The organism is Pseudomonas edaphica (genome assembly GCF_005863185.1).
GTDB lineage: Bacteria > Pseudomonadota > Gammaproteobacteria > Pseudomonadales > Pseudomonadaceae > Aquipseudomonas > Aquipseudomonas edaphica.
Genome location: NZ_VBVZ01000231.1, coordinates 1 through 9,114 on the forward strand (window position 1 = coordinate 1; position 9,114 = coordinate 9,114).

General features: G+C 60.1%; 10 protein-coding genes and 1 tRNA gene. 3 read left to right on the plus strand and 8 right to left on the minus strand.

What is annotated here, in order from left to right; genetic code table 11:
* Together FEM54_RS16445 and FEM54_RS16450 are read right to left on the minus strand one after the other, a co-directional pair.
* A partial coding sequence (locus tag FEM54_RS16445; protein ID WP_138451917.1) for an addiction module antidote protein occupies positions 1–251 on the minus strand: 251 nt, incomplete at its 3' end.
* Positions 252–253: 2 nt separating this feature from the next.
* The gene (locus tag FEM54_RS16450; RefSeq protein WP_138451919.1) at positions 254–547 is read right to left on the minus strand and encodes a type II toxin-antitoxin system RelE/ParE family toxin; all 294 of its coding nucleotides are present in this window, start codon (positions 545–547) and stop codon (positions 254–256) included.
* 464 nt (positions 548–1,011) lie between these two features.
* On the opposite strand from FEM54_RS16450, the gene FEM54_RS16455 reads away from it, so the two are divergent.
* From FEM54_RS16455 to FEM54_RS16465, 3 genes are all read left to right on the plus strand, one after another.
* A complete protein-coding gene (locus FEM54_RS16455; RefSeq protein WP_017137302.1) occupies positions 1,012–1,251 on the plus strand; it encodes a DUF6124 family protein in 240 nt (79 codons plus the stop codon).
* A gap of 245 nt (positions 1,252–1,496) precedes the next feature.
* Positions 1,497–1,799: a type II toxin-antitoxin system HigB family toxin gene (locus FEM54_RS16460; protein WP_138451921.1), complete on the plus strand. Its 303-nt coding sequence runs from the start codon at positions 1,497–1,499 to the stop codon at positions 1,797–1,799.
* A 3-nt stretch (positions 1,800–1,802) separates the two neighbouring features.
* Complete coding sequence (locus tag FEM54_RS16465; protein WP_138451923.1) at positions 1,803–2,174, plus strand: helix-turn-helix domain-containing protein; 372 nt, start codon at positions 1,803–1,805, stop codon at positions 2,172–2,174.
* A 329-nt stretch (positions 2,175–2,503) separates the two neighbouring features.
* Here FEM54_RS16465 and FEM54_RS16470 read toward each other — a convergent pair.
* The 6 genes from FEM54_RS16470 to FEM54_RS16495 all read right to left on the minus strand — a co-directional run.
* Positions 2,504–2,577 (minus strand) — tRNA-Gly (locus FEM54_RS16470).
* A gap of 184 nt (positions 2,578–2,761) precedes the next feature.
* A complete protein-coding gene (locus FEM54_RS16475) occupies positions 2,762–3,646 on the minus strand; it encodes an alpha/beta fold hydrolase (protein WP_138451925.1) in 885 nt (294 codons plus the stop codon).
* 304 nt (positions 3,647–3,950) lie between these two features.
* Entirely contained in the window at positions 3,951–4,643 is a 693-nt protein-coding gene (locus FEM54_RS16480; RefSeq protein WP_138451927.1) for a pseudouridine synthase, read from the minus strand.
* Positions 4,643–4,855 carry a cysteine-rich CWC family protein gene (locus FEM54_RS16485; protein ID WP_138451929.1) on the minus strand — a complete coding sequence of 71 codons (213 nt, stop codon included), beginning with the start codon at positions 4,853–4,855 and terminating at the stop codon, positions 4,643–4,645. The genes FEM54_RS16480 and FEM54_RS16485 overlap by 1 nt, the downstream gene beginning before the upstream one ends.
* A gap of 51 nt (positions 4,856–4,906) precedes the next feature.
* The gene (atzF, locus tag FEM54_RS16490) at positions 4,907–6,679 is read right to left on the minus strand and encodes an allophanate hydrolase (RefSeq protein ID WP_138451931.1); all 1,773 of its coding nucleotides are present in this window, start codon (positions 6,677–6,679) and stop codon (positions 4,907–4,909) included.
* Between the two features lie 28 nt (positions 6,680–6,707).
* Positions 6,708–9,114: 5-oxoprolinase/urea amidolyase family protein (locus tag FEM54_RS16495; RefSeq protein ID WP_138451933.1), on the minus strand; the 2,407-nt coding region annotated here is incomplete at its 5' end.

A 9,114-nucleotide genomic window follows, 5' to 3' on the forward strand; every position in this document is an offset into this window, starting at 1 on the left:
GAGTGAAGCACCTTCAGAACCGTTTCAAAACGAGGTTTTGCGCCCGGGGCAAATGCCTTGTACAAGCTCTCGCGCCCTACGCCGGCATCCGTGGCGATCTTTGTCATGCCACGGGCTTTGGCGACGTAGCCTACGGCGCGAAGGAACTCTTCGTTGTCACCGTCAGCCAGCACCTGAGAAAGGTATTCGCTGATGGCCTCATCACTGTCGAGCAGCTCGGCCATATCAAATGTCGTCAGTGTTTGAGTCATGATCAAACCTCCTTTGCTAATTTTTTTGCTCGCCGGATATCGGCCTCTTGTGAGGACTTGTCGCCACCTGCCAGCAAGATGACAACCTCCCTGCCGCGCAGGGTGAAATAAACGCGATAACCTGCACCTACGTCTATCCGCATCTCTGAAACACCGCCGCCCAGCATCTTGAAATCACCCAGATTTCCCACACTGGCTCGCTCGATACGTCGAGCAATAGTGATTTTTGCTCGCAGATCGCGAATTGCCGAGCACCATTGAGTGAAGGCTTGGGTTTGCTGGATCGAATAACGCACGGGGCCTCACAGAATCTCACTGTATCTACTTGGATACGGGTTGGCAAGAGACACGTCAGTGTCGAAGGCTGGGGAGAGTGATGCGAGGGCGTGCCGGTTTCAAACGTTCTTCAGGGTTTTCCTATTGCCAGAATTTACGGTCTGAAGGAGAACGGTACAGCGGTCCTGAATGTTGCGTTATTGCCTACACAACACACAGAATCGTCTGAGTTGTACGCCTTGGACGAGCGCTTTAAGGTTCGTCTGCCGCTGCCCATCAGCGGTCGGGTTTAGTAGCCCGATTTGATCAACGGCGTATGGCTGTCCTATCAGTCAGGCATCTCGATGTCTGTCCTCAATGGTGGCTGTACGCAGGGCACTTTCGGGTGCGCCGGTTTCGTTGATCCGCCGGTCTACTAACCTGCATACAGCCGCCACCCATTGTTTAGTAGCTCTGGAAGGTGGTCCTTACCGAGGATCAACAGATGTGTACTGACTCCTGCAACCCAACCGCGACCCTGTTCAGCGTTCGCCCTGAAGCCAACACCGAAGCCTTGCTCGCCAACGCCTACGAAACCATTGCTGGCGCGGGTGCCATGACCAACGAGTTCGCCGAAAGCCTGCCTTCTCAACATCGCTACCTGGCCTTGGCCATTCAGCAAATGATCGAACTGGGGCTGATGCTGGTAGAAGCGGCGCAAGACCGCGTGGACCGCGCCGCGTAGGTTTTTCACGCCCTGCAACAGGCTTGCCTTCCCAGGCCGCACATACCAAGGGGAAGGGGAGCCATCAGAACTGCAGCTGGCCGAGGTCGGTGACCGCGACTGCTTCTTCAACCAGATCATGGGTGTCCGACTGTAAATTTTTTCATGATTTCAGTTTGGCGTTTCTGGGCGTAGGGGAGTATCAGGGCACGGCAAACAGATGAAACGCACTTGTATGAGTCCCATTGTGGGACTAGGATCATTCTATGAGAATCATCGCGATTAGCCAGCTCAAGACTTTTTGGCGGAAACACCCGGATTCAGAGCAACCCCTCCTTGCCTGGATTGACGAGGTCAAGAAAGCGAACTGGCAAACGCCCGCAGACATCAAGGGCCAATTTCGCCATGCGAGCGTTCTCAAGAGCCGTCGGGTCGTGTTCAACATCAAAGGCAATGACTACCGGCTAGTGGTCTCTGTGGCCTACCGCTACGGCGCGCTCTACATCAAATTTGTCGGCACACATAAGCAGTACGACGCCGTTGACGCAGATACTGTTGAAATGGAGTAACCCATGAACATTCGACCCATTCATACCGAACAGGATTACCAGGAAGCGCTGAAGGCTGTCTCGCCGCTGTTCGACAACGAACCAGAGCCAGGGACTTCTGAAGGGGATTACCTTGAGGTAATGATTACGCTGATAGAGGCTTATGAAACGAAACACTTTCCGGTTGACCTGCCCAATCCGGTAGATGCCATACGTTTCAGGATGGAGCAGTCTGGTTTGTCAGCAACAGACCTTGTGCCTGCCATCGGGCGCAAAAATCGGGTTTATGAGGTGCTGAACGGGAAACGAGCTCTCACGCTGCCGATGATTTGGAAACTGCATGAAATGTTTGGGATTCCGGCGGAGAGTTTGATTAAGCCGGTAAAAGCTCTGTAGTACTCAGATGGTTTGGCTCGCTGAGAAATCCGGGCTACTTATTAGGGCACCGGATTTTTTTGCCTGCCGTTCCCGGCTGTCAGTCATCCTCGCCCAGCACCCCTTTGCCGGCAACGATGGAGTGCCTGCGCCGCTGGTAACGGCTTCAACGACGGCCAGTGCGGCGTTCATGGCGGGTTTATGGCTGATGGGGTCAATGCCGTCTGCACTCAGCTTCAGTGCTGCGCCTGATCCTTTACCTCTGGTCCCAATGCGGTCAACACCGTTTCGGCGAAGGGCTGGCGCTGGATAGGTGGGGAATGATGCGTAAAACGAGGGAAAAGCAGAAGTGGAGCGGGTAGAGGGAATCGAACCCTCGTCGGAAGCTTGGGAAGCTACTGTTCTACCATTAAACTATACCCGCTCAAAGCGGCTGACTTTGTACCAGATGTTCGCCGGGATTTGAAGTTTTTCTTCGAAAAATGTGTGAGTTGGGTTCATCAAGCTTGTGTGGGAGCTGGCTTGCCTGCGATTGCATCACTTGAGTGTGACTGACACACCGCAGCGCCTGCATCGCGGGCAAGCCCGGCTCCCACATAAGCCGCCTTTCAGATAGCAAACGCATGCTGCGTCTGGCCCTGGTGATAACGCAACCGACTCACCTGGCGTTCTGGTTTCAAAAAGCCCACCACCGCATCCCGGCTGTCCCTGCAGGCCGCCTTGTGCTCCATGTCCAGAAAATGCCCGGTCGCCTGGATGGTGCTGAAGCTGCTGTTGGCCACGTGCTGGCCAAACAGCTTGGCATCCTCGGCGCTGGTGTACTCATCCCATTCGCCATTCAAAAACAGCACCGGAATGTCGATCTGCCTGGCGGCTTTTAGGTAGCACAGCCGGTCACTGTTGAGCACATGGCTGATGTGGAAGTGCATCTGCCCGTATTCATGCTCGGCCAGGCCGCTCACATGCTTGTAGTTGAAGCGCTTGAACAGTGACGGCAGGTGTTTGCCGATGGTGCTGTTGACCAGGTGGCCGACGTTGTGGCGATCGAGGTTGCCGAGGTAGTCGACACCGCGTTCGAGGTAGTCGCGCATGGGGGTGTTGATCACCGGCGAGAACGAGCTGATCACGGCCTTTTCCACCCGGCGCGGCCGGTGGGCCAGGGCGACCAGGGCAGCGGCGCCGCCCCAGGAGAACGACAGCACGTGTTCGGCGCCGAAGTGCTCGATGAGTTCCAGCAGGATCTGGCCTTCGACTTCCTTGGTCAGCATGTGCTCATGACGGTTATGGATTTTGGAGCGGCCAGCGTAGGGCTGGTCGTACAAAACCACATTGAATTGCGGGTACAGGCTTTTCACGGTTTGAGCGAAGGATGCCGTGGTGGCCATGGAGCCGTTGACCAGGATGATGGTCTTTGCAGCAACGTCCGCGCGATAGAACTCCGTGTAAACCCGATACTGACCCTGTATATCCAACACAGCGATTTCTGGCCTCATGTCGTAAGACTCCTGGCAAGCGGGTAGGGCGCGCAGATCACTCTGCACGAGCTTTATGACAGGTAGGCATACGCCTGGAAGATGAGGCCCATGTCGGTCCGATAACGGCTGGCCGACGGGTGTTGTTATGGCGGGCTGTTTGCCTGGAACGCCCATAGATCAAGCGCGGGCGGGGCAAGGTGTTTCTTGGAGGTTATGGGGCGACTCGCCAGTCATAATTTGGCTGACGTCTTGATTCAAGCAGCACAGGCGCCAGCTCGCAAGGCGCCAAGCTGGTTTTTTGCCATCACCGGCTGAACGGTCGTCAGACCTGTCGGATCTCGTCGTCAGTCAATTCCCGATAATGGCCCGGCAGAAGCGTGTCATCCAGCACCAAAGGTCCCATCCGCTCGCGGTGCAGGCCAATCACTTTATTATCAAAGTGCCCGAACATGCGCTTCACCTGGTGATAACGGCCTTCGATGATGCTCAGGCGTGCGGTCCTGGGGCCGAGTAGCTCAAGTTCGGCGGGTTGAGTGGTGAGATCTTCAAAGGCGAAATACAGGCCCGCGGCAAAGGTCGCTGCATACTCAGGACCAATGTCCTGCTCGGTTTCAACGAGGTAAACCTTGGGCAGTTTGGTCTGGGGTTGGGTCAGGCGCCGCGACCATTGGCCGTCGTTGGTGATCAGCATCAGCCCGGTGGTGTTGAAGTCCAGACGGCCGGCGATGTGCAGCTCATGCGTGTCCGGTTCACTCAGCCAATCAAGCACGGTGGGATGCACCGGGTCGGCGGTAGCGCTCACGCAGCCTTGGGGTTTGTGCAGCATGAAATAACGCGCCGGTTTGCCGGCTTGCAGTACCTCATCATCGACACAGACGCGGCTGAATGCTCGCACTTCATGGTGTGGGTCGCTGACGGCCACGCCATCAACTGTCACCCGTCGCTCAACCAGCAGCACACGCACTTGTTGGCGATTGAAACGCGGCAGGTTGCTGAGGAAACGATCAACGCGCATTACGGCTGTTCAGCCCCACGCAATTGCGCATCTACCTGCGCACAGCGTGGGCACAGGCAGGCCTTATTGCGCAGTTCATCGGGCAGCGCTTCGAGTACCGCCGGGTCGATGGTGACGCTGTAGCACCAACAGGCTTGGTCGGCGGTGCGTGGGTCGGCCAGGGCGCAGTCGTTGCGGGCACCGCAGGCAGGGCAAAGGGTGGGTGTGGTCATGTCGGTTCGGGCTGTATCGCGCAGTTCCCTGCACGATACAGCGCCGCCCCGCTATTGCAAGCTGCGCAGGTAGCCGCGCCAGCCGCCGAAGTGGCTGATGTCCACGGCGCCGGTCAAGCCATAGGGCTCGCAGATGAAGCCGGTTTCCCAACGCCCGTCGGCCAGTTGCACCTTGCCCAGGCCCAACGGTGCGGGGATACCGGTGAGGAAGGAGCCCAATTCGCGGCTCGGCAGTTCCCACACTTCCACCTCAATAGCCACGCCGCCTTCGCTCACCCGCAGCATGCCGGGGCGATAGGGTGGCCCACCGGCCAGCGCGAACAACTGATAGTCGGCCGAGCTGTGGGTGCGCTCCAGCAGGCGCGCGCCACGCCGCACTAATTGGCCGTTAAGCGCCAGCCCCTGCAGGTGCGCGCCGCACACCACCAGCCGGGTAAAGTCATGACCTGCGCTGCCGACAGGCACAGGCAGCGACGTATCGTGCTGGCGCTGCAACGCATCTGCCACGCCCAACAGGTATTGGTCGGTGAACGCTCGGCCAAACAGCGTCACACCCCAAGGCAAACCGTTGTGCATAAAGCCGCTGGGCACGGCGACGGCGGCGTAATCCAGCAGGTTCATGAAGTTGGTGTAGTAGCCCAGCTCGGCGTTGCGCAGCACCGGTTCGGCGCGCAGTTCTTCCAGCGTCACCGGGCGGCCGATGGTCGGCGTCAGTACGCAGTCGAGGCCTTCAAGCATGCCATCGCACTGCGCTTTCAAGGCTTGCAGGCGGTACTGCGCACGGAAGGTCTGCACGCCGTTTACCGCAGGCGCCTTGGCCAGCACCGCACGAATTACCGGCAGCACGGCCTCGGGGTTCTGCTCCATCAGTTCACCGGCCACGCTGTAGCGTTCAGCCACCCACGGCCCTTCGTAGAGCAGGCGCGCGGCTTCCAGGAAGGGCGACAGGTCCAGCGTCACCGGCTCGCCACCCAGTGCAATCAAGCGGTCGATGGCTTGCGCAAACAACTGCGGGCCTTGCTCGCAGCCGAAGTACTCCAGGTCCTGCTCGCGCGGTACGCCAAAACGAAACGCGCGGGGTGCGCCAAACGCCGATGCATCATTCCACGCCGGGTTCGCTCGGCTGTACGCATCCAACGGATCGAGTTTGGCAGTCAGCGCCAGTAACTGGCTGGCCTCGCGCGCGGTGCGGGTAAAGGTGGTGACGCAATCCAGCGTGCGGCACGCCGGCACCACGCCGGCTGTGGAGATCAAGCCTTTGCTCGCCTTGAGCCCCACCAGGTTATTCAGCGCCGCCGGCACCCGTCCGGAACCGGCCGTGTCGGTGCCCAGGGCAAAACTCGCGACACCCAACGCGACGGCCAGCGACGACCCGGCGCTGGAGCCGCCCGACGGATACTCCGGCAACACGCTGTTGGGGCACGCGCCATACGGCGAGCGGCTGCCATTGAGCCCGGTGGCGAACTGGTCGAGGTTGGTCTTGCCCACTGGCACCGCGCCCAAGGCGATCAACTGCTCGACAATGCTCGCGTTGCGCTGCGGCACATAGGCGAACGCCGGGCACGCGGCGGTGGTGGGAATGCCAGCCAAGTCGATGTTGTCTTTGATCGCAAACGGTACGCCGAATAACGGCAACTCAGCCGGTTCACGCGCGTCCAATGCGGCCAGGTACGGCTCCAGCTCCGCTTCGGTAAGCAAGTGGATAAACAGGTGATAATCGGGGTTCAAGTGCGCGGCTTTCTCGCGCAGGTGCAGCAGCACTTCACGGGGCGTGGTGTCGCCGCTCAGGTAGGCATTGCGCAGGTTGTCCAGTTGCAGGTTCATGGCTTGTCCGCCTGTAGAAATAGAAGAGTCAGTCACGTTCGAGCACCACCACCCGTTGCCCGGCGTCGATGCCGCTGCCGGGTTGCACGGGGATCTCGCGCACGGTGCCGGCGAACGGCGCCACTACCGGGATTTCCATTTTCATTGACTCCAGAATCACCAGCACATCGCCAGCCGACACGCGCTCGCCGTTAGCCACCTGGACTTGCCAGAGGTTGCCGGCGATCGGGCTGTCGACACTGATTTGGTTGGCCTGCAACGGCGTGTCTGCACCTTGTGGTGCCACGAGTTCTTCACTGTCGAAATGCGCCTGGCCACTGGCAATCCAGCGTTCACGCTCGGCATTGAAGGCGTGCTGCTGATGCTCACGAAACGCGCCAATGCTTGCGGCTTCGCGCGCGAGGAAATCCTGATACTGCGCGAGGTTCAACTGGCTGTGCTCGATGCTCAATTCAAAGCGCCCCAGCGGAAAGTCGCGCCGGATCTGCACCAGCTCATCAGCCGTCACCGGGTAAAAACGGATCTGGTCAAAGAACCGCAATAACCACGGTTTGCCATCAAACGCCGAGACCTCCCGGTAGCGGTTCCACATCTGCAAGGTGCGGCCCACAAACTGATAACCGCCTGGGCCTTCCATGCCGTACACGCACAAATAAGCGCCGCCAATGCCCACCGAATTCTCGGCGGTCCAGGTGCGCGCCGGGTTGTATTTGGTGGTCACCAGACGGTGACGCGGGTCCAGCGGTGTGGCCACCGGGGCACCGAGGTAAACGTCACCCAGGCCCATTACCAGGTAGCTGGCATCGAACACGGTGTGGCGCACTTCATCGAGGTTGGCGAGGTCGTTGATGCGACGGATGAACTCCAGGTTGCTCGGGCACCACGGCGCGTCCTTGCGCACGGTGGTCATGTATTTTTCGATCGCCAGCTGGCACGCCGGGTCGTCCCACGACAGCGGCAAGTGCACGATGCGCGAGGGCACTTGCAGGTTGGGGGTGGCGCACACAGCGGCCCATTGCGTGGTGATCAACGCCAGTAAACCGGCCAGCGGCAGTTGTTCGGGCTGGTAGTGGATTTGCAGGGAACGGATGCCTGGGGTCAGGTCGATGACACCTGGCAGGGCGAGAGTTTCCAGGGCTTGCATGAGTGCATGAGCACGAAAGCGCAGCACCAGGTCCAGCTCGGGGGCGCCGATTTCCAGCAGCAGGTGAGTGTCGCCGGCGAGGCGGGCGACGAGGCGGGTGTCGCTTTCACCCAACTCCAGCACCACAGGCGATCCGATCGTAAGTGGGCCACGGTCGATGTGGGAGCCGGGCTTGCCCGCGATGGCATCAATGTGGTCTGCCTGAGGTACCGAGTTGTCTGGATCGCAGGCAAGCCAGCTCCCACATTGATCCCATTTCAGGGCGAGGTCGCGGGCGGTTTTGAGGTTCACCGGTTCGAACCGCAGTTTGTCCCCGGCCTTGAGTTGCCCCAACTGCCAAAGGTCCGCCTCGATCACCGTCACCGGGCACACAAACCCGCCCAGGCTCGGCCCATCCGGCCCCAGGATCACGGGCATGTCCCCGGTGAAATCCACCGCGCCGATGGCATAGGGGTTGTCATGAATATTCGACGGATGCAGCCCCGCTTCGCCACCGTCCGTGCGCGCCCATAAAGGTTTTGGCCCGATCAGTCGCACGCCGGTGCGGCTGGAGTTGAAGTGCACTTCCCATTGGGTGGCGAAGAAGGTGTCGATGTATTCAGGCTTGAAGTATTCCGGCGCGCCGTGCGGGCCATAAATCACCCGCAGCGTGCGCACCGCAGGCAGGGGTTCAGCGATCAATTGCTGGCCGGCGTCGGCGTCTGTCAGTGGCAGCAAATGCAACACATCGCCAGTGCGTAAAGCGCGCCCTGCGTGCCCGCCGAACTGGCCGAGGGTGAAGGTGCTTTTGCTGCCCAGGTAATCCGGCACTTGCAACCCGCCGCGCAGGCACAGATAGCTGCGCGCACCGGCACCTATGATGCTGCCAAGGCTCAACACCGCGCCTGCTTCAATCCGCAACGCTGTGTTCATCGGCACTGGTTGGTCGTTCAGCAACAGCGTGATGGCTGCGCCGGTAACAGCGACGACCGCCGCGCAATTAAAGCGCAACAGCGGCCCATTCATGGTGATTTCCAGCGCCGCCGCGCCGTCGTCGTTACCCAGCAGGCGATTGCCCAGGCGCAGTGCGCGGCTGTCCATTGGCCCGGAGGGCGGCACACCGACGGCCCAGTAGCCGAGGCGGCCGGGGTAGTCCTGCACACTGGTTTGGGTGCCGGCGCTGAGCACTTCGAAGGTGCTGGCGCTGTAGACCAGGCCTTCCAGGCAACGCGTCCACGGGCGGCCGCTGGCAAACGGCGTGGCCAGCAGGATTTGGCGCAGGTAGTCGCGGTTGGTTTCCACGCCGTAGAGC

Bases quoted from the DNA above. Each gene is read 5' to 3' on its own strand.
- FEM54_RS16485 (WP_138451929.1), bottom strand. From the start codon at position 4,855: ATGACCACACCCACCCTTTGCCCTGCCTGCGGTGCCCGCAACGACTGC.
- FEM54_RS16465 (WP_138451923.1), top strand. From the start codon at position 1,803: ATGAACATTCGACCCATTCATACCGAACAGGATTACCAGGAAGCGCTG.
- FEM54_RS16480 (WP_138451927.1), bottom strand. From the start codon at position 4,643: ATGCGCGTTGATCGTTTCCTCAGCAACCTGCCGCGTTTCAATCGCCAA.
- FEM54_RS16475 (WP_138451925.1), bottom strand. From the start codon at position 3,646: ATGAGGCCAGAAATCGCTGTGTTGGATATACAGGGTCAGTATCGGGTT.
- atzF (WP_138451931.1), bottom strand. From the start codon at position 6,679: ATGAACCTGCAACTGGACAACCTGCGCAATGCCTACCTGAGCGGCGAC.
- FEM54_RS16460 (WP_138451921.1), top strand. From the start codon at position 1,497: ATGAGAATCATCGCGATTAGCCAGCTCAAGACTTTTTGGCGGAAACAC.
- FEM54_RS16455 (WP_017137302.1), top strand. From the start codon at position 1,012: ATGTGTACTGACTCCTGCAACCCAACCGCGACCCTGTTCAGCGTTCGC.